General features: G+C 71.5%; 15 protein-coding genes, 2 tRNA genes and 1 pseudogene. 5 read left to right on the forward strand and 13 right to left on the reverse strand.

Going from position 1 to position 19905, the window contains the following annotated elements; translation table 11 throughout:
- Positions 1–260 precede the first annotated feature (260 nt).
- On the forward strand, positions 261–1934 hold the full coding sequence (locus AC069T_RS37370; protein WP_478786981.1) for a hypothetical protein: 1674 nt from the start codon (positions 261–263) through the stop codon (positions 1932–1934).
- 95 nt (positions 1935–2029) lie between these two features.
- Here the strand turns inward: AC069T_RS37370 and AC069T_RS37375 are convergent, their stop codons facing one another.
- Positions 2030–2593 carry an HIT family protein gene (locus AC069T_RS37375; RefSeq protein ID WP_478786982.1) on the reverse strand — a complete coding sequence of 188 codons (564 nt, stop codon included), beginning with the start codon at positions 2591–2593 and terminating at the stop codon, positions 2030–2032.
- Between the two features lie 67 nt (positions 2594–2660).
- Between AC069T_RS37375 and AC069T_RS37380 the strand changes: the two genes are divergently transcribed.
- Complete coding sequence (locus AC069T_RS37380) at positions 2661–3317, forward strand: potassium channel family protein (RefSeq protein WP_478786983.1); 657 nt, start codon at positions 2661–2663, stop codon at positions 3315–3317.
- A 27-nt stretch (positions 3318–3344) separates the two neighbouring features.
- On the opposite strand, the gene thrS is transcribed toward AC069T_RS37380, so the two are convergent.
- The 3 genes from thrS to AC069T_RS37395 all read right to left on the reverse strand — a co-directional run bounded on the left by thrS (position 3345) and on the right by AC069T_RS37395 (position 7223).
- Positions 3345–5321, reverse strand: coding sequence for a threonine--tRNA ligase (gene thrS / locus AC069T_RS37385; RefSeq protein ID WP_478786984.1), 1977 nt, complete (start codon positions 5319–5321; stop codon positions 3345–3347).
- Between the two features lie 121 nt (positions 5322–5442).
- The gene (locus AC069T_RS37390; protein ID WP_478786985.1) at positions 5443–6660 is read right to left on the reverse strand and encodes a hypothetical protein; all 1218 of its coding nucleotides are present in this window, start codon (positions 6658–6660) and stop codon (positions 5443–5445) included.
- Positions 6657–7223 carry a DUF4365 domain-containing protein gene (locus AC069T_RS37395; protein ID WP_478786986.1) on the reverse strand — a complete coding sequence of 189 codons (567 nt, stop codon included), beginning with the start codon at positions 7221–7223 and terminating at the stop codon, positions 6657–6659. The genes AC069T_RS37390 and AC069T_RS37395 overlap by 4 nt, the downstream gene beginning before the upstream one ends.
- Before the next feature lie 168 nt (positions 7224–7391).
- On the opposite strand from AC069T_RS37395, the gene AC069T_RS37400 reads away from it, so the two are divergent.
- Positions 7392–8117 carry an exonuclease domain-containing protein gene (locus tag AC069T_RS37400; RefSeq protein ID WP_478786987.1) on the forward strand — a complete coding sequence of 242 codons (726 nt, stop codon included), beginning with the start codon at positions 7392–7394 and terminating at the stop codon, positions 8115–8117.
- A 58-nt stretch (positions 8118–8175) separates the two neighbouring features.
- Here AC069T_RS37400 and AC069T_RS37405 read toward each other — a convergent pair.
- A tRNA-Val gene (locus AC069T_RS37405) sits at positions 8176–8247 on the reverse strand.
- Between the two features lie 39 nt (positions 8248–8286).
- A complete protein-coding gene (locus tag AC069T_RS37410; protein ID WP_478786988.1) occupies positions 8287–8733 on the reverse strand; it encodes an SRPBCC family protein in 447 nt (148 codons plus the stop codon).
- Positions 8734–8820: 87 nt separating this feature from the next.
- Here AC069T_RS37410 and AC069T_RS37415 point away from each other — a divergent pair.
- Positions 8821–11249 (forward strand): annotated as a pseudogene (locus AC069T_RS37415) (SCO7613 C-terminal domain-containing membrane protein).
- Positions 11250–11265: 16 nt separating this feature from the next.
- On the opposite strand, the gene AC069T_RS37420 reads toward AC069T_RS37415, so the two are convergent.
- The 7 genes from AC069T_RS37420 to AC069T_RS37450 all read right to left on the reverse strand — a co-directional run bounded on the left by AC069T_RS37420 (position 11266) and on the right by AC069T_RS37450 (position 19128).
- Entirely contained in the window at positions 11266–13998 is a 2733-nt protein-coding gene (locus tag AC069T_RS37420) for an exo-rhamnogalacturonan lyase family protein (protein ID WP_478786989.1), read from the reverse strand.
- A gap of 82 nt (positions 13999–14080) precedes the next feature.
- Entirely contained in the window at positions 14081–14716 is a 636-nt protein-coding gene (locus AC069T_RS37425; protein WP_478786990.1) for a hypothetical protein, read from the reverse strand.
- A gap of 1 nt (position 14717) precedes the next feature.
- Positions 14718–15590, reverse strand: coding sequence for a carbohydrate ABC transporter permease (locus tag AC069T_RS37430; RefSeq protein WP_478786991.1), 873 nt, complete (start codon positions 15588–15590; stop codon positions 14718–14720).
- Positions 15587–16555, reverse strand: coding sequence for a carbohydrate ABC transporter permease (locus AC069T_RS37435; RefSeq protein ID WP_478786992.1), 969 nt, complete (start codon positions 16553–16555; stop codon positions 15587–15589). Before AC069T_RS37435 ends, AC069T_RS37430 begins: the two co-directional genes overlap by 4 nt.
- Entirely contained in the window at positions 16555–17841 is a 1287-nt protein-coding gene (locus tag AC069T_RS37440; RefSeq protein WP_478786993.1) for an ABC transporter substrate-binding protein, read from the reverse strand. The genes AC069T_RS37435 and AC069T_RS37440 overlap by 1 nt, the downstream gene beginning before the upstream one ends.
- A 699-nt stretch (positions 17842–18540) precedes the next feature.
- A tRNA-Val gene (locus AC069T_RS37445) sits at positions 18541–18612 on the reverse strand.
- An 81-nt stretch (positions 18613–18693) separates the two neighbouring features.
- On the reverse strand, positions 18694–19128 hold the full coding sequence (locus AC069T_RS37450; RefSeq protein ID WP_478786994.1) for a TIGR02611 family protein: 435 nt from the start codon (positions 19126–19128) through the stop codon (positions 18694–18696).
- Positions 19129–19319: 191 nt separating this feature from the next.
- On the opposite strand from AC069T_RS37450, the gene AC069T_RS37455 reads away from it, so the two are divergent.
- A complete protein-coding gene (locus AC069T_RS37455) occupies positions 19320–19733 on the forward strand; it encodes an SsgA family sporulation/cell division regulator (RefSeq protein WP_003959770.1) in 414 nt (137 codons plus the stop codon).
- Positions 19734–19905: the final 172 nt, after the last annotated feature.

Here is a 19905-nt window from a genome sequence, read left to right on the forward strand (position 1 = left end):
CCACACCTACAACCACCACCGCTGCCACACCGCACTCGACGGCAAGCCACCCATCACCCGTGTCAACAACCCTGCGGGTCAATACACCTAGGGCCGGAACCGCGCGTCGGCGGGCGGCTTTCGGCCGTCCGCCGACGTACGCCGTCGGCTGCGGATACGCTGATGACCTGATCAAGTTGCGACTCGATCAGCACGATGACCTGATCAACAGGTGTGCGAGGCACGGAAGTCGGGAAAAGCCGCAGCAGCGGACGGCGGCGATGGGGGCGGCAGTGGCCACTGACGGATTCGATTTCAGTCCCGGGGCACAGGTGCCGCTCTCGGGCTCCGCGGGACAGACCGCGGCCACCTACGCCCTGGCGTCGGCGGCGTACCGGGACAACGAGGTCGCGGAGATCCTCAAAGCCAACAACGAGTGGCACAAGTCGGTGGTCAACCCCGGGCGCAGGTGGGCGTCCCTGTGGCGGCCGAATCTGGGCGAGGCCTTCGCCCGTGCCGTCCAGGACCGCATGCTGGGCGCCGGCCGCAAACCCCTCATCCAGTCCTTCGGCACGGAGCCGCAGGTCGTCGTCGAGCACTGCCTCGCCGCGAACCGCATCCGCCGGGAGCGGGACAACTGGCTCACGGCGGTCTGGGTGCTGTGCGGCCTGCTCTTCCTGCCGGGCCTCCTCGTGTGGCTGCTCGTCTTCCAGATCCGCTCGGCGGTCACCAGGCGGGGCGACAAGCGCGCCCCCGCCCTCGCCACCGTCCTGCTGCTGGCCGTGGGCGCCCTCGCCGTGCTCTTCGTACTGAAGATGCCCTTCGGCGGCTTCTGGGGGTGGTACGGACGCGCGACCGTCGTACTGCCGGTCGTCGGGTGGTTCTGGGCCAAGCGGATCTGCGAGCGGACCGCCCAGGACCTGCGGCAGCGCTGGGACAGCCTGCTGGCCGGCGGCGGTCTCGGCGCCAAGATCCCCGAGGCGGTGCCGGGCAGCCCCGGCGAGAACGCGGCCGAGCGGCTGCGCCAGGCCCTGGCCCGGCTCGGCGCCGAGCAGCAGTCCAACTCCGTGTTCTACGCCGGGCCCAAGGGCATACTCGGCATGGGCACCCGATGGGGCAGCTGGCAGCTCGCCGAGGACCTGGTTTCGCGTGACCCCGACCGCGAGATCCACCCCTTCCGCAGCTGGGACGTCATCCGGTCCATCCACGACCAGCTCCGCATGCTGGAGCGCGGCCCGCTCAACACCGGCGGTTTCCCGAAGCCGTCGATCAAGCACTGGATCGTCACCCCGATCGGCGAGAACGCCAAGGCGGTGTCCCGCCCCGAGGGCACGGACGTGGACGCGTACCAGGTCAGGAACCACGCCATCCAGGACATCTGCAACAAGCAGCAGTTCGGCGGCGGCGACCGGCACTACCTCGGCGTGCAGTGGACCCTCTGGGACGGCCAGCTCGTCCTCACCATGCTGATCACGGTGACCGTGCTGCACGAGACGCTGCGGATCGAGGTGACCGGCCACGCGCTGGGTCCGGTCAACTCCCTCTTCACCACCAAGCCCGAGGCCCCCACGAAGGAGGTCGCCAAGTCCGTCAGGTTCTGGGAGACCCGCAAGGTGACCCTGCCCCTGGTCGACACGGACGAGGTGGTCCGCCTCACCGCGCGCGCCCCCTTCACCTGGTACCCGCCGTTCCTGAACTGGCTGGGCGGGACGCTGGTCCTGCCCGAGCCGTTCGGCCTGCGGCACGCCTGGGCCGACCAGCCCTGGCGGCACCGCTTCATGGCCGACGACGCGCTGCGGGCCGCGACCCCGGTGCTGCGGGTGGTCCACTCGGCGGCGATCAAGGTCCTGGAGGAGAACGGCGTGGACACCGAGAAGTTCGGCACCCGCTCGTCCTTCCTCAGCACCGCGGTCCAGGACCCGACGCCGAGGAAGGCGGACGTGTACGACGCGTAGCGCACCCGGCGGGGCCGCGCCCGGCGGCCCCGCCCTCACGGGGAGGCCCGGCGGCCCCGCCCCGTGGGACCACGCCGTCACCCCGCCCCGCGGGACTAGGCCGTCGCCGGCCAGGCGTCGGCCAGCATCTTCCGGGTGTCGGCGAGCAGCTGCGGCAGCACCTTGGTGTGGCCGACGACCGGCATGAAGTTCGTGTCCCCGCCCCAGCGCGGCACGACGTGCTGGTGCAGATGCGCGGCGATGCCCGCGCCGGCGACCCCGCCCTGGTTCATGCCGATGTTGAAGCCGTGCGCCCCGGAAGCCGTCCGCAACGCGGACATGGCCTGCTTGGTCAGCTCGGCCAGTTCCGCGGTCTCCGGCCCCGTGAGGTCGGTGTAGTCGGCGACGTGCCGGTAGGGCACCACCATCAGGTGGCCGCCGTTGTACGGGTAGAGGTTGAGCACCGCGTACACCTGCTCGCCGCGGCGGACGACGAGCCCGTCGTCGTCGGACTTGGCGGGGATCGCGCAGAAGGGACAGCCGTCATCGGCACCCGGGCCGGTGGGCTTGTTCTCGCCCTGGATGTAGGCCATCCGGTGGGGCGTCCACAGGCGCTGGAACGCGTCCTGCGTCCCCACTCCGATCTGCTGCTCCGGCTCACTCGTCATGAGATGCAGCATATGACTTCGCCCGTTCGCGGCGTGTCGCCGGGGTTCGGGGAAGTGGCCTCCGGGCGAAGCTGGGCCGGTGGACCCCGACAGCCCCACCGCCCGCTGGGAGCGGCGCACCGAGCTCCTGCTCACCGTGGCGTCGCTCGCCTTCCTGGGCTCGTACGCCTTCCTGGTCCTGGCACACGGAGCGTCCGACGCGTGGCGGGGCGTGGCGCTGTGCGTCCTGCTGGCCGCCTGGACGGCCTTCGCCGTCGACTACGGGGTGCGCTGGCGCCTCAGCGGGCGGCGGTTCGGTTTCGTACGGTCGCACTGGCTGGACACCCTCGTGCTGGTCCTGCCGCTGCTGCGGCCGCTGCGGATCGTCCGCATCTACGAAGCCGTCCAGCACCGGCGCGGCGGCCCGCGGCTCAGCCTGCACGCGCGGGTGGTCGCCTACGCGGGGATCTCGGCCTCCCTGCTCGGTTTCACCGGCGCCCTCGCCGTGTACCAGCAGGAGCGGGGTGCACCGGGCGCGAACATGCGCACCTTCGGGGACGCGCTGTGGTGGGCCTGCTCGACGCTGTCCACCGTCGGCTACGGCGACATCGTGCCGGTCACCGCGGGGGGACGGGTGGTCGCCGCCGCCATGATGGCCTGCGGTCTCGGCCTGCTCGGCGCGGTGACCGGGTCGTTCTCGTCCTGGCTGCTCCAGGTGTTCGCCCGCGGGGACGAGGACGGGCCCCCGGCGAGGTGAACCTGCCGGGGGCCCGCTCGGCCGGCGTCAGACCTGCACGCGGTCCTGCACGACCTTGAGGATCTTGACGATCGCGTCGTCGACGGGGATGCCGTTCTCCTGGGAGCCGTCGCGGTACCGGAAGGAGACGGCGCCGGCCGCCATGTCCTCGTCGCCCGCGATGACCATGAAGGGCACCTTCTGCTTCTGCGCGTTGCGGATCTTCTTCTGCATCCGGTCCGAGGACGAGTCGACCTCGACGCGCAGCCCCTTCTTCTTCGCCTCGGCGGCGAACTTCTGCAGGTACTCGACGTGCGCGTCGCCGATCGGGATGCCGAGCGCCTGCACGGGCGCCAGCCACGCCGGGAACGCGCCCGCGTAGTGCTCAAGGAGCACCGCGAAGAAGCGCTCGATGGAGCCGAACAGGGCGCGGTGGATCATCACCGGACGCTGCTTGGAACCGTCGGGGCCGGTGTACTCCAGGTCGAAGCGCTCGGGCAGGTTGAAGTCGAGCTGGACGGTCGACATCTGCCAGGTGCGGCCGATGGCGTCCTTGGTCTGGACGGAGATCTTCGGCCCGTAGAAGGCGGCGCCGCCCGGGTCGGGGACCAGCGGAAGGCCCTGCTTCTCGGCCACCTGCCGCAGCGCCTCGGTGGCCTCCTCCCACGCCTCGTCCGAGCCGACGAACTTCTCCGGGTCCTTGGTGGACAGCTCCAGGTAGAAGTCGGTCAGGCCGTAGTCGCGCAGCAGGCCGAGGACGAAGGTGAGCGTCCTGTCGAGCTCCTCCGCCATCTGCTCGCGGGTGCAGTAGATGTGCGCGTCGTCCTGCGTGAAGCCGCGTGCCCGGGTCAGTCCGTGCACGACGCCGGACTTCTCGTAGCGGTAGACGGTCCCGAACTCGAAGAGCCGCAGCGGCAGTTCACGGTAGGAGCGGCCGCGCGCGTCGAAGATCAGGTTGTGCATCGGGCAGTTCATGGGCTTGAGGTAGTAGTCCACGCCCTCGTCGAGCTGCATGGGCGGGTACATGCCGTCGGCGTACCAGTCCAGGTGGCCCGAGGTCTCGAAGAGCTTCCCCTTCGTCGCGTGCGGGGTGTAGACGAACTCGTAGCCCTCCTCCTCGTGGCGGCGCCGCGAGTAGTCCTCCATGACCCGGCGGATGACGCCGCCCCTGGGGTGGAAGACGGCGAGGCCGGAGCCGATCTGGTCCGGGATGGAGAACAGGTCGAGTTCGCTGCCCAGCTTGCGGTGGTCGCGCTTCTCCGCCTCGGCGAGGAACTCCAGGTGCGCCTTCAGCTCCTCCTTGGAGGGCCACGCGGTGCCGTAGATGCGCTGGAGCATCGGGTTCTTCTCGCTGCCGCGCCAGTAGGCGGCGGCGTTGCGCATCAGCTTGAACGCCGGGATGTTGCGGGTGGTGGGCAGGTGGGGGCCCCGGCAGAGGTCCTTCCAGCACAGCTCGCCGGTCTTGGCGTCGAGGTTGTCGTAGATGGTCAGCTCGCCGCCGCCCACCTCGACGTCCGCGCCGTCGTCGGCCGAGGCCGAGCCCTTGATGCCGATGAGCTCCAGCTTGTACGGCTCCCGCGCCAGCTCCTCGCGGGCCGCCTCGTCGCTCACCACGCGCCGCGAGAAGCGCTGGCCGCGCTTCTGGATCTCCTGCATCTTCTTCTCGACGGCCTTGAGATCCTCGGGCGTGAACGGCTTCTCGACGTCGAAGTCGTAGTAGAAACCGTCCTTGACCGGCGGGCCGATGCCCAGCTTCGCCTCGGGGAAGAGCTCCTGCACGGCCTGCGCCATGACGTGCGCGGTGGAGTGGCGCAGGATGTTGAGACCGTCCTCGGAGGAGATCTCGACGGGCTCGACCTCCTCGCCGTCCACGACCTCGTACGCCAGGTCCTTCAGCTCCCCCGCGACGCGGGCCGCGACGACGGTGCGCTCGCCGGCGAAGAGTTCGGCCGCCGTAGTGCCCGTCGTCACCACGCGCTCTTCCCGCTCGGAATCGCGTTGGATGATCACACGGACGTCTGACACCGGTCTCTCCTGACTGAAGGGGACGCGCGCATCTTCACCTGCGCGCGTCGTCACAAGGGCGATCGTACCGAGCCGGGGGTCCCCACCGCGAAACGGATTCCGCCCGGCGCCCGCACGGCGGTCAGTCCCCGCCGCAGGCCTCCTCGAAGAAGTCCAGGTTCTCCTGGAGCGACTTCAGCAGCCGGTCCCGCTCCGCCTCGTCGACCTGCACGGGTACGACCCCGGTGGCACCCGTCAGCCTCCGGAAGCCGCCGCGGCTCTCCAGGCGGCCGTGCACCCGCACCGGGAGCCCCACCAGGTGGGCGTGCCCGGCCAGGCGGTACGCCTCCTCGTCGAGGGTGGTCCGGACGTGCGGGATCTCGGCGCCCGCGATCACCCGCAGCCGTACCGCGCCCGCGCCGCGCGCCGTCGACCTGCGCATCCGCACCACGACGCCGGTGATCCGCACCGGCACCGACGGCTCCTCGCGCAGATAGCGGGCGCCGGCCTCGCGCAGGGCGGGCAGGTCACCGGGCGAGAACTCGACGGGCTCCGCGCTCGCGGCACACCCCTTCGGGACCCCGGCGGCGGGCGCCCACTCGACGGAGATCCGGGCACCCTCGGTGCCGCGCACGAGGGAGACCAGTGCCTCCGTGAGTTCGTGGCTGACGCCCGCTTCGACGGCCGCGTCGAAGGCGTCCATGCCGCCGGTGGCGCGCTGGTAGTCGATCGCCTCGCGGGCCGCGTACAGCGCCTGGTGCAGCCGTACGGCTAGCGGGCGTCCCGTCGCGACGGGCACGAAGGCGGTGAGCCGGCGGCCGTCGGGTGCGGCGCCGACGAGGACGCTCTCCAGGGAGGCGGCGGCGGGCCGCCGGTGCCTGGCGCCGTGGTAGCCCGCACGCGCGCGCGTGGCCAGCGCCCCGGCGAGCAGCGTCTGCCGGGCGGCCGTCCGCAGTTGCTCCTCCACCGTCCAGGGAGCCGCGCCCGCCGGTCCGGCCGGGGCGTCCCGCCACCACCGGATCTCGTCGCTGGGCACCGCGAGCCCGAGCAGGATGTCGCGGGCGGACGCCGAGGCGCTTCGCGACAGCGCGAGGAGCGCCTCGCCGAGCAGGTCGTCGCTGTCGGGGAAGGCACGGTTCTCGGGCACCAGCAGGCTCGTGCCGCCGCCCCCGGGTCCCGGCGGGGTCCAGCGGCCGTAGCGTCCCGGGGCTCCGCCGCGCCGCAGCCAGCCGTGCCGGTGCAGCAGCGCGCCGAGCACGGCGGGGTCCACCCGGCCGGGTTCGGGCGTCCGGTCGTGGAAGGCCTCGCCGGGACGGAGGCCGGCGGGCCGCCCGGGTTCGTCGATGGGGCGGTGCGTCATGGTCTGCCTCCCGCCCCGACGCGCGTCATGATCTCGCACAGGGCCCGGTCGTCGAAGATGCGCGCGGTCGGAATCCGGACGGTGGTCCGGCGCCTGCCGGTGACGGCGTGGCCGGCGAGGTTGGTCCAGTAGCAGCAGTGCCGCAGGTCGAGGCGGTCGTGGCCGGCGCGCAGCCACTCGTCCTGGGACCGCGGGACGAGCATCACGACCAGGATCTTGTGCACCGAGACCGGGGTACGGGCCAGCTTCGCCAGATGCGTGTTGTCGAGGGTGAAGGAGAAGGCGGGGCCCGGGGGGTCCGGCGGGATCTGGTACGTGCACTTGAGCTGCACCTTGATGGTGACCTCGTCGTCGACCGTGTGCCCGGGGGCGCTGTGGCTGACGTGCCAGTCGATGCCGTTGTCCGGGAAGGGCTGGGACAGGGAGCAGCCCGCGGCGGCCGCGACGGCGTGGAGATAGCCGACCTGGAGTGTCTCCATGCATGCGGTGGTGGCGAGTGTGCCGCGATGCGGTGCCGTCCGCCGGGGCAGCAGCCCGCCCCGCTCGGGCTGCGCGATGGCCATGTCCCACAGCCTTCCGAGCCGAGGGTTTCCCCACTGCGGGTCGCTGAACTGCAAAGACCCGTACCTGTGTTGTCTCCTTCCGGCGTACGCCGCAAACAGCCCGGGTATCACCGGAACGGGCAGCGGACGGGACGTCAGCTGCCGTGGGTGAGCGAGGAGTTGTGGCATATGACGTGCTGGTACGAGGGCCCCCTGGCCGCGTTCGACACGGAGACTACGGGAGTGGACGTCGAGACCGACCGGATCGTGTCGGCCGCCGTCGTCGTCCAGGACTCCCCCGGCGCCCGGCCGCGGGTGAGCAGGTGGCTGGTGAGCCCGGGGGTTCCGGTGCCCGAGGCGGCGACGGCGGTGCACGGGCTGACGGATGACCATCTGCGGCGCAACGGCCGCTGGCCGTCGCCGGTGATGGACGAGATAGCCAGGGCGCTGGGTGAGCAGGCCGCGGCGGGCCGCCCGCTCGTGGTGATGAACGCGCCGTTCGATCTGACGCTGCTCGACCGGGAGTTGCGCCGCCATCGCGCGTCGTCGCTCGACCACTGGTTCGCGTCGACGCCGCTGCACGTCCTGGACCCGCGGGTCCTGGACAAACACCTGGACCGCTACCGCAAGGGCCGGCGCACGCTCACCGACCTGTGCGCGCACTACGGCGTGGAGCTGGCGGGCGCGCACGACGCGGCGGCCGACGCACTGGCCGCGCTGGACGTCGTACGGGCGGTGGGGCGGCGTTTCGCGGCCCGGCTGGAGCGGCTCTCACCGGCCGAGCTGCACACCCTCCAGTCGACGTGGCACGCGGCGCAGGCCCGGGGTCTGCAGGCGTGGTTCGCGCGCAGCGGGACCCCGGAGGCGGTGGACCCGGCGTGGCCGCTGCGGCCCGAGCTGCCCGCGGCGGCATGAGAGGCGCGGGAGCGCACAGAAAAGCCGGTCCGTCGATGACGGACCGGCCTTCTCCGGGTGGGCGATACTGGGTTCGAACCAGTGACCTCTTCGGTGTGAACGAAGCGCTCTCCCACTGAGCTAATCGCCCGGGAACGCACTGAACCATACAGGTCCCGGAGGGTCTCGTTCAAACCGCCCGGAGGTACGCGCCGAGTCCGCGCCTTCCGGCCCTCATCATCAGCGCGTGGTTGGCGCGGAAGACGGGCCGTCCCGGCACCGCGAGCCGCCGCATCAGGGGCTTGTTCACCTCGACCTCCTGGTCGTACCGGGCCCGGGTGCCCGGCCCGTCGGCGGTCAGCGTCCAGCGGGCCCAGCCGTCGAGATCGCCGGTCATCGCGATCTCCAGCACGCCCGCCCCCGGGTCGCGCCTCACCTCCCGCGCGGTGAACACCAGGTCGTAGGGGATCAGAGAGCGGATGCGGATGTCCGCGCGCGTCTCGTCGATCCGGTCGACCTCGCGCACCTGGGGCCACCAGCGCGGGTAGTCGTCGGCGCGTTCGAGGGCGGTGTAGACGTCGGCGAGCGGTGCGGGCACGGCCCACAGACTGCGGAAACGGTAACGGCACCAGTCCATGTGCCGAGTCTGCCCGCCGGGGATCTGAGTACCGCGTGAGTACACGCACTCATGTCCGGGAAGGTGACGGCGGCCACACTCCGGAGCATGACCCACATTCCGCCGCCGGCCGAGGAGTTGCGGCTGCTCGACGCCGAGCTGTGGCAACTCGACGCCCGCCGGGCCCAGTTGCTGGCACGCCGCGCCTGGCTGCTCCGTGCCCTCCGCTCGACGGCCGCCCGGGCGCCGTCTCCGCTCGGCCCCGTGACGCCGCCGGCCCGCCGGCCCGAGACGACCGCCCCCGGCGTGCAGAACGTGCTGCTGCTCCTCGGCGGCACCCTGCTCACCATCGCCGCCCTCGTGTTCACGCTGGTCAGCTGGGGTGACCTGGGAATCGCCGGGCGGGCGTCGGTGCTGGGCGCGGTGACGCTGGCCGCGCTCGGGGCACCGGTGCCGCTGCTGCGCCGCGGGCTGCGCTCCACCGCCGAGTCGGTGGCGGGCCTCGGACTCGCGCTGACCGTGCTCGACGTGTACGCGCTGCACGAGGTCGCGTTCCCGGACCTCGACGGCCTCGGGTACTCGGCCGGCGCGTCGTCGGTGCTGGCCGCGGGGTGGGCGGGGTACGGACTCGGGCTCGGCGCGCTGTCCCGGGCGGGCGGGCCGGGGGCGGGCGTGAGTGCACCGCTGCGGCTGCCCCTGCCGGCGGCGACGGCGGCGGCCCAGTTGCCGCTGCTGCTGTGGGTGGTGGCAGCGGGTGCGGGTGAGTGGACCGCGACGGCGGCCCTGCTGGTCACGGCCGCGCTCGACACGGCGGTGGCGCCGCGGGTGCCCGTGCGGTCCGTGCGGACGGTCGCGGTCGCCGGCGCGTACGCCATGGGCGTCTGTGGCACCCTGGCGGCCGGCGGGCTCTCCTGGGAGGCGACGGGGCCGGGCGCGGCCGCGAGCGCGGCGGCGCTCCTTCTCCTCGCGGCGGCCCTCGCCCTGACCGTCGCCCTGCGCGTGCCGAATCCGCACACCGCCGCCTCCCTCTCGCTGGCCGGCGGGCTGGTCGCGGTCGGCGGGCTCGGGGGCGTCCTGCGCGTGTGGCTGTCGGACGACTGGACGGTGCCGGGGTTCCTGGTGTGCGGTGTGGTGCTCGCGGCGGCCGTCCACGCCGGGCTTCCCGGGCCCGTGCGGCGTGGCCTCGCCCTGGCCTCCGGTGCGGTGCAGGGCCTCGCGGTGCTGTGGGCGCTGCCGGTGGTCGTCGTCGCCCTGCTGGGTCCGGTGAGCCGGGTGGGGCAGGTCTGGTCCGGGATCCCGGCGGACGCCCGGGCCGCGGTGACGCTCGACGCTCCCTGGCCCGCGCACGCGACGGCGGCGCCGCTCGTGCTGGCGGTGGTCGCCGCGGTGCTGGTGCTGGCGGCACGCGGCACGGCCTGGCACGACAAGGCGTCGGCCGGCTCGTCGGCGCTGGCCTGGGCGACGGTGTTCACGCTTCCCGCGACGCTGGAACTGCCGTACGCGGCGGGCCTGTCGGTGCAGGTGGTCGTCTGTGCGGCGGCGCTGGCCGCGGCGGCGTACCGGCGTCCGGCGCAGCCCGCGTCGGCTCCTCTCCCCCTCGTCTGCCTGCTTCTGGCCCTCGCCGGCTCCCTGAGCCTCGCCCTGCTGTCCCTCGCCTCCGAGGCCGCGACCCTGGGGGTGCTCGCGGTGCTGACAGCCCTGTTCGCGGCGGCGGCCCGGCGACCGCGCCTCGGTCGGTGGCCGCGCCCGCCTCCCTGGGGTTCGCCGCCGCCCTCGCCTGCGCGGTGGGCGGGTCCCTCGGCTGGCAGCCGCAGCACACCGCTCTGCTCGTGCTGGCGGTGCCGGCCGGCGCGGCGCTGCTGGCGGCGCGCCTGGGCGAGTCGCCCCTGACGGTCCCGGTGGAGGTGACCGGGGCCGCCGCGGCGCTGCTCGCCGCCGGCCTGACGGTCACGGATCCGCGAATGACGGCACTGCTGCTCGCCCTGTGCGGGGTGATCGCCGCCGGCACCGCTGTCCGCCCGGACCGCAGGAACGTCGGCTACGCGGCCACCGCCCTGTTCGTACTGGCCGCCTGGGTGCGTCTGGCGTCCTGGGACGTCGGTTCGCCGGAGGCCTACACGCTGCCGGTGACCGTGCCGGCCCTGTTCGTCGGAGCCGTCAGGCGCCGCACGGACGCGCGAATCTCGTCGTGGACGGCGTACGGGGCGGGCCTGTCGGTGACGCTGGTGCCGAGTCTGGCGGCGGTGTGGGCCGGCACGCACTGGCTGCGCCCGTTGCTGCTGGGCGGGGCTGCGCTGGCGGTCACGCTCGTGGGTGCCCGTCACCGGCTGCGGGCCCCGCTGGTCCTCGGCGGCGGTGTGCTCGTCCTGGACGCGCTGCACGAACTGGCGCCGTACCTCGCCCGGATGGCCGACGCGCTGCCCCGTTGGGTGCCTCCCGCACTCGCCGGTCTGCTGCTGCTCGCGCTCGGTGCGACGTACGAGCAGCGGATCCGGGACGCGCGGCGGGTGCGGGAGGTGCTGGGGAGGATGCGCTGAGGCATCCGTGGCCGGGCTACGGCATCTTGTCGCCGAGCAGTGCCAGGTTCTCGATGGCGGCGAGACCGTAGAGGGCGGTGTCGTTGGTGTAGACCCAGTTCGCCTCGCTGCCCGGGACCAGCGTGACGGGGCCGCTCAGCTTCTCGGTCTTCCAGGGCGATGACTCCGTATAGCCGTCGGAGCCGTAGAACTTGGCCCACGCGCGCTTGGCGAGCGCCGCGTCACCGGTCTGTACGGCGGCGTAGGCGTCGAGGCGCGAATGGCCCTGGAAGAGCAGCAGCGAACCGAAGTTGCTGCCGTAGCGCGCCGCCTGCTCGGCCTTGGTGGCGTTGAAGTAGCGGCAGTAGTCGAGATAGGCGTCCTTGAACTCCGGCAGGTCGACCAGGTCGATCAGCTCGGCGCACAGCTCGTTGAGGCCAAAGACCGCCGACAGGTGCGAGACGCTCACCGCGGGTTTGTCGGCGATCGCGAACCTCCCCGTGTCGAGGTCGTAGAGCCCGGTGCCCTGCACGAAGCCGTTGGGCTGGGCGGCGATGGTCTCCATCGTGGACAGCACGCGTGCCCTGGCCTTCTCCCACTTGGGGCCCTTGCGCTCCCACTCGGTGAGCCATGCCGACACGAGACCGCTCCAGTCGGTGCCGAAGCCGATCGACAGGGCGTGCCGGTCGGGCGGGTACGGCTCGGTGCGGATCTTGCGGATCGGGTCGAGGACCAGGAAGGTCTCGTCGGAGTCCACGTTGGCGTGCATGAGGTCGCCGACGCGTTCGTCCGCGGTGAGGAAGTAGTAGTAGCGGCGGTAGGTGGTGTTGGCGATGCGCTGCTGCTTGGCGCTGTCGGCGTAGTGCTGCACGCCGTGCCGGGTGCCGAGGCCGGCCCACTTCCCGAGGTGGTAGACGTCGACCTCGCCGGTGTGCCGGGTCATCGCCTCGGCGAAGCGGAAGATGTCCGCGCGCCCGGAGCGCAGGTAGGCGAACCAGAGCCACAGGTCCGGGGAGAGCTCGGAGTTGTCCCAGGCGTAGCCGCCGACGTCGTAGCGCCACTGGTGCCGCACCGGGTCGTACGAGTGCATGATGTCGCCGTAGTCCCAGAATCCGTACCAACGGCGCATCTCCACCTGGTCCTTGTAGTAGGTGAAGAGGAAGTCGAGGTGGTCCTCGATCTTCGCCTTGGCGGCGGTGGAGCGGTCCGGCTCGGCGAAGAGGCCGCCGAAGACCTCGGCTTTGACGAGGTGCCGGGGCGGGGCCGCGAGCTGCGGCAGTACGCGCACGGCCTCGACCTGCTCGGCGAGCCTCTCCGGGGCGGGCGTGGACTCGTTTGCCCAGAAGAGGAGTTCGGAGGTGCGGGCGATGCCGTAGGGCGTGCCGAAGCCGGGTTCGTAGTCCTCGTAGGTGATGTTGAGGCCTTCGAGCTGCTCCGCGTAGGTGTCCTGGTCCATGCCGTCGTGGTAGAAGCGCAGGTCCATGGGCCGGGCCTCGGGCGACCAGAGCCAGAGGGTGACCTCGGCCTCGTCGGTGTGGGCGCCGCGGACGTCGAGCTGGGCCGGGTGCTTCTCCCAGAAGTCCCGCAGTCCGAAGGAGAATCCGCCGCTCGGGCCGCCCACGTAGCCGAAGCCGGACGCCCGCCGGCCGCCGCCCGCGCCGATCCAGCCGTACCCCTTCTTCGTCCGCTTGCGCAGGGTGAAGCCGTCGGCGGAGAGCTGGGCGAGGGTGTAGTCGCCCCACTCGGGGATGTACTGCAGCCGGGTCGTCACCCGCTGGTCCCAGGTGGACGGGTCGGGCAGCTTCTCGCCGGCGAACTGGGCGGCCTGCACGGCCGCGCCGGGGTCGCGGCGCAGTCCGGTGACGCCCTTGACCGCCTCGCGCAGCAGACCGGTGCCGTCGCCGCCGATCCGGATGTGGCGGTCGTAGGCGGCGTCCCGCATCGGCACGGTGAAGCGGACGCCGAGCCCGCGGATGAAGTCGCCGCTCGCCCTGCCGGGTTCCTGCTTCCCGTCGAACGTGATCGTGTGCACCATGCGGAACGACTCGGCGCCCGCGTAGAAGTAGAGCCGGACCGAGAAGGGCAGCCAACTCCGGTCGCCGCGGAGGTGCTTGCCGTCGATGCGGACGACGGCGCGGACCGGTCCCTCCTGCTCGGCCTCGGCGCCCGTGATGTGGCTGTCGAACCGTTCGTACTTCTCGGCGCCCTGGTCGCCGTCCTCGATCTCGGGCTGGCGGATCAGCACGAGGCGGCCGTTCTTCGCGATCTCGGTGGAGCCGCGCCGTACGGACTTCACCAGCGCGGAGCCGCCCCTGCCGATCGTCGCGGTGATGACTCCGGTCGAGACGGTGATGGTGCCGCCGCTCTCGCCGACGGTGACCTCTTGGGCGGGCGCGGCCGGTTCGCCCGCGGTCAGCGTGAGCTTGCCGGATCCCGAACTGACGGCGTGCGCGGTCCACTTGAGGGAGCCGTCCGGCCAGTAGGCGAGGGGCCAGGACTGCACCGGGACGTCCTTGCCTTCGGCGTCCTTCAGCGCGAAGGTCTGGTCGTCCTCGTACGCCCCCTTCGGCCAGGGCACGCCGACGGTGGAGCCGGGAGCGGCGCCGAGGCCGCCGTCCTCCAGCCAGTCCAGGGTCACGGGATCCGCGTCCGCGGTCTCCGCTCCCGGGGCGGCCTGGGCGTCCTTGGCGCCCAGAGCCCAGCTGAACTGTGCGGCGGCTCCGGCGACTGCGGCCGCCTTGAGCAGGGATCTGCGGGGGATGGGGGACATGGCCTTTCCTTTCCGAGCAAGGAAGTCAGGGGCATGACAGCGGGAGCCGGCGCGGGAGCGGCGGCCCGTGCGGGGTGACGGCTCAGCGGGGCCGGGACCACTCCGGTGCGGCGGCGCGGCGCCGGTGGCGCTCGTCCACCGCGACGGCGGCGGCCGCGACGGCCCCGAGCACGGGGACCGCCAGCGGCGCGACGAAGAGGCCGGAGCAGACCACCACGACGAGTCCGCCGACGAGCAGGAACGATCCGGCGGGGTCGAGGACGGTGCGCCGCCCGGCGGACGCCAGCAGCGTCCGCCAGGACGCGCCCGGCCCCCAGGCCGCCGCCGCGCGCAGCCCGGCGACGGCCAGTCCGATCAGGGCGAAGAGGCCGACGGCACCGAAGAACGGGCCGCCCGGGAGCCCGGCGCGGACGGCCTGGACGTCCACCCGGACCACCCCGGCCGCGGCCCACCCGGCGAGCCCGACGAGCCAGCCGCCCCGCAGGGCCGCCCGGTAGTCCGCCGCGAACTCCCGTACGCCGCCGCCCTCGTGCGCCGTGCGCCGCCGCAGATGCCGGGAGCCGGCCGCGAACGCGGCGGGGTAGGTGACCAGCGGCAGCGCCGCCACCGTGATCCACACGCCGGTGAGCAGGCACTCGGCGAACACGGCGAACCGTTCGGCGAACACGGATGGGCGGGGCGTCCTGGCCGCCTTGGCACGCGGCTGTCCGGTGGCCATCTCAGCCCTTCAGTCCGGAGGTCGCCATGCCGTCGATGAGATACCGCTGGAAGGCGAGGAAGAACAGCAGCACGGGCAGCAGCGCCACCAGGGACATCGCGATCAGTCCGCCGTAGTTGGCGGCCACCCCGTCCGAGTCGCGGAACATCATCATGCCGAGCGAGACGGTGTACTTGCCGGGCTCGTTGAGGTAGATCAGTGGGCCCATGAAGTCGTTCCAGGCGTTGATGAACGTGAAGATCGCGCTGGTGATGAGCGCGGGCCGGCACAGCGGCAGCACGATCGACCAGTAGATCCGCAGATGACCGCAGCCGTCGAGCCGCGCGGCCTCGTCCAGCTCCCGGGGCAGGTTCCGCATGAACTGCACCATGAGGAAGACGAAGAACGCCTCGGTGGCGAGGTACTTGCCGATCAGCAGCGGCACGTAGGTGTTGATGAGCTCCAGCTTCTGGAACATCACGTACTGCGGGATCAGCAGCACGTGGTACGGCAGCAGGAGCGTGCCGATCATCAGCGAGAACAGCAGGTTGCGCCCGGCGAACCGGATCTTGGCGAAGGCGTACGCCGTCAGCGAGCAGGAGACGAGGATGCCGACGACGGAACCGAGCGCGTAGAAGAGGGAGTTCTGGAAGAAGGTGGCGATCGAGATGTCGGCGATGCCGTCGGCCAGCCCCTTGAAGTTGTCCAGGACGGGGTGCGTCGGGAACAGCTGCAGACTGCCGATGACGTCCCGGCTCGGTTTGAACGAGGCGCCGACGACCCAGGCGACGGGATACAGGACGACGGCCAGGACCAGTACGGCGCCCAGGTGCCAGACGAGCGAGCCCGTCCGGCTGCGGGCGGGCTCGGCGGGTTTGCGCAGGGTGGTGCTCATCGGGAGGCCTCCTCGTAGTGCACCCACCGCTTCTGGGACCAGAAGAGGACGGCCGTCACCAGCGCCACGGCGAGCAGCAGCATCCAGGCCATCGCGGAGGCGAAGCCCATCTGGGCCTCCTTGAAGCCCTTCTGGTACAGGTAGCAGGTGTAGACGAGCGTGGCGTCGGCGGGACCGCAGCTGGTGTTGGAGACGACGTACGCCGAGCCGAAGATCTGGAAGGAGTGGATGGTCTCCAGCAGGACGTTGAAGAAGAGCACCGGCGAAATCATCGGCAGGGTGATGCTCCAGAACCTCCGGAACGGGCCGGCGCCGTCCACCTCCGCCGCCTCGTACAGCTCCTTCGGCACCTGCTTGAGCCCCGCGAGGAAGATCACCATCGGGGCGCCGAACTGCCAGACGGTGAGCGCGACCAGGCTGTAGAGCACCCAGTCCGGGTCACCGACCCAGCCGCCCGAGTGGAAACCCAGGAACGACTGCGTACGGTCCACCACGGCGTCGTCCGAGAACAGCGCGCGCCACACGAAGCCGACGGAGACGCTCGCCCCGATGAGCGAGGGCGCGTAGAACGCGGCCCGGTAGAAGGCCTGGCCCCGGCGGCTCTGCGCGAGCAGCAGCGCCACCCCGAGTGCCAGCAGCAGCTTGAGGGGCGTACCGATGACAACGTACTTGGCCGTCACCTCGACCGACTTCTGCCACCGGGGGTCGTCGAACATCCGGGTGAAGTTGTCGACGCCGACCCACTTCGGAGAATTGAAGAGGTTGTAGTCGGTGAAGGCGAAGTAGAGCGAGGCGGCCATCGGGCCCGCGGTCAGCAGCAGGAAACCCGCGATCCACGGGGACAGGAAGAGGTAGCCGGCGAGATTCTCCCGGCGGCCCCGCCGCTTTCCGGCGGCGGGGGCAGCGGGGAGCTTCTCCAGCGCGTCGGGCGGAGAGTCCTTGACGAGCGTCACTGCGGTTCCCATCAGGCGGCGAGGGCGGTCTTCGCCTCGGAGAAGAACTGCTTGACCGCGTCGGAGACCTTGGTCTTGCCCTGTGACATGTCGCCGGCGATGCGCAGGAAGGCGGCCTCGACGGTGTCCGCCCCGGACGGGTGCGGGGTGATGGTTCCGAGGACCCCGGCGGCCGCGGTGTCCTCCTCGTACGCGGCGATGGCCTTGTTGGGCGCGTCCGTCGGCTTGTACGCGTCGAACTGGCCGGTGGTGGCGAGGATGCCGCGGTCATAGCCCATGATCTTGCCGACCTCCGGGTCGTGGACCATGAAGTCGATGAACTGGGCGACCTCCTTGGGGTGCTCGGTCCGGGCGGAGGCGCTCAGCATCAGCGAGGCGAGGTACTGCCCCGTCTCCTTGCCGTCGGTCGTGGGGATCGGCGCGAGACCGTAGGTGCTGTCGCCCTCCGCGGCGTAACGGACCGTGAAGTTGTCCCAGGTGAACTCCGCTGCCGCGAGGCCCGCCGACAGGGCCGACTTCGGCGCGACCTGCGCGACCTTCCTGGGGTCGGTGACGATGCCGGCCTTCACGCGGTTGTACCCGTCCGTCCACCACTCCGTCAGATCGGTCTCCTGGAAACCGAGTCCGTCCTCGGTGAAGAACGCCTTTCCGTTCTGCCGCAGATAGAGGTCGTAGAGATACATGATCCCGAAGTAACCGGTGTCGCCCGCCACTTTCTGGGTGTCGTGGATCTTCTTGAGAGCGGCGAAGTACTCGTCCCAGGTCCAGCCTTCCTTCGGCTTGATCCCGGCCTTGCCGAAGAGCTTCTCGTCGATGACAAGTGACATGGTGTTGGATCCGACCGGAATACCGAGCTGCTTTCCGTCGACCTGCCCGACCTTCTCGACTCCGGCCCGGAAGTCGTCGAGGCTCAGGTTCCCCGCGTCCATCTGGGACCCGAGATCGAGGAGGACGCCCCTCTTGTCGTACTTCCGAAGGAATGCGACGGCGTTCTGGAATACGTCCGGCGGATTCCCGCCCGCCGCCTGGGTCTGGAACTTCTCCCAATAGGCCGCGTAATCCTGGAAGTCGGTCTTCACTTTGATCTTCGGGTACTTCTTCTCGAAGAGCTCGATGGACCTGTTGATCTTCTGCGCCCGCGCTTCGGCGCCCCACCAGGCGTAACGGATCGTCACCGGCCCGTCCCCGGACCCACCGTCGCCCCCGCAGCCGGTCGCGGCCGCCAGCCCCACCGTGGCCAGCGAAGCTCCGGCCGCCCTGAGGACCGTACGCCTCTCAACACTCCCGCTAATCCCCACAGTCGAGCCCTCCTCGTGCCACCTCGGCCGCTTCATGAATCGTTTCAAGTAAGCGCTTGCTGCCACAAGGTACGGAGGCCCTCCGGGCGCGTCAATGATTCGGACAGGAATTCGTGGGACGCGACGCGACGACGTCCCGATGCCCCTCAACGGGACCGCGGCGGACGGACGCCCGACGGCGCAGGTCGGACGCTTGCGGCCGACGGGCCGAACAATGTGCGCCGTTGTGCGCATCACCTGCCCCCGGCCGGAAAGACCCTGTCGTTTCGGGGTGCTGACGGCCACTGAGCAAGGAGTGGGGTATTCCGGAAAGACCGGGCGTGAGGGTCCGGGTGAGCCGGGGTGGCTCGCGCGGTCGCGGCCGCCGCAGGCGGCGGGCCGTCGATGCGCAGCGCCCGGGTGCCACACCGACGGGACCGCCAGGGCGGCGCGGTCTGCCGCCGACGGAGGTGGCCGACGCGAACCGAGAACGCGGCCCGCCCGTCCCGCCCCGCACGTCGGCGATCGACCCGAGGACGCGGCCCGCCCCGCACGCCGACGGATTGGGCCGGAAACCCCCGAGCGGGCAGCTCAGTACGGCAGAGGGCCCCTCGAAAGCACAGGACGCGCGGAGCCGGGCGGGGCGCCTCGCACTCCGCGGAAACGACGGAGGCGGCCCCCGCCCACGGACTACGTGGACGAGGACCGCCTTCGATCCTGTGGGCGATACTGGGTTCGAACCAGTGACCTCTTCGGTGTGAACGAAGCGCTCTCCCGCTGAGCTAATCGCCCGGGCGCACGGAGAACATTACCCCATGTCAGAGGCTGCCCGGACCAGCCGGGCAGGCCGGGGGCGCGCCGAGCGGGCCCGCGTCATTCCTTGATCTTCCACGGCATCTCGAAGCCGAATCTCCACACGTAGACCGCGACGAGAACCGCGACGATCACGAGCCCGACGGTCGTCAGAACGATGTTGCGACGGCGCACCCGGGGGTCGAGCGCGCGCTGCGTCGCCGCGGTCACCTTGCGCTTCGTCCACCGCAGGACCAGCTGCGCCCAGACGAACTCGGTCGCCCAGATCGCCATACCGCCGAAGATCACCAGCCAGCCCGGGCCGGGCAGCGGAAGCATGACCACTCCCGCACCGACGACCGCGAGGCCGACGATGAAAACTCCCACCTGCCAGCTCAGGTGCAGCGCCCGCCGGGCCTGGATGAATTCCGGCGCCCGCGAACCGAGCGGTCGCTCACTCGTCGATTCTTCGCCCGCCACGGCGACCTCGCCGGGCTCGTCACTCCCCGTATTCATACGACCCAACCCTACCCGAGAGAAACCAGTCACCAGAATGGGCGTACCCCGCGAACGGTCTCTCGGCCGGATGAGCGACCTAAAGCCACGCAAAACACTCAGAGGGGTTTACAACGGCACCGTAGGTGGCATGTCGATTTCGCCGACGTGCGAATCCCCGAGCGCACACTGAGCGAAAGGCCCTGGCGCTTATGAACACCACGGTCAGCTGCGAGCTGCACCTGCGCCTCGTTGTGTCGAGCGAGTCCTCACTGCCTGTACCCGCAGGACTGCGGTATGACACGGCCGATCCCTACGCCGTGCACGCCACCTTCCACACCGGAGCCGAGGAAACCGTCGAGTGGGTGTTCGCCCGCGACCTCCTCGCCGAGGGCCTGCACCGGCCCACCGGTACCGGCGACGTCCGAGTCTGGCCGTCCCGGAGCCACGGCCAGGGCGTCGTCTGCATCGCCCTGAGCTCTCCGGAGGGTGAAGCCCTCCTCGAGGCCCCGGCACGGGCTCTCGAGTCGTTCCTGAAGCGAACCGACGCCGCCGTGCCCCCCGGCACGGAACACCGGCACTTCGACCTCGACACGGAGCTCTCCCACATCCTCGCGGAGAGTTAGCGAGGCACATTGAGCCGCCCGGCGCCGTCCACTCGGGGAGACGGCTCGGGCCCGGACAACTGCATACGGCATGCACCGGGGGGGGGGGGGGGGGGGGGGGGGGGGGGGGGGGGGGGGGGGGGGGGGGGGGGGGGGGGGGGGGGGGGGGGGGGGGGGGGGGGGGGGGGTGGGG

The sequence above is a fragment of the Streptomyces sp. NPDC043867 genome (assembly GCF_056435845.1).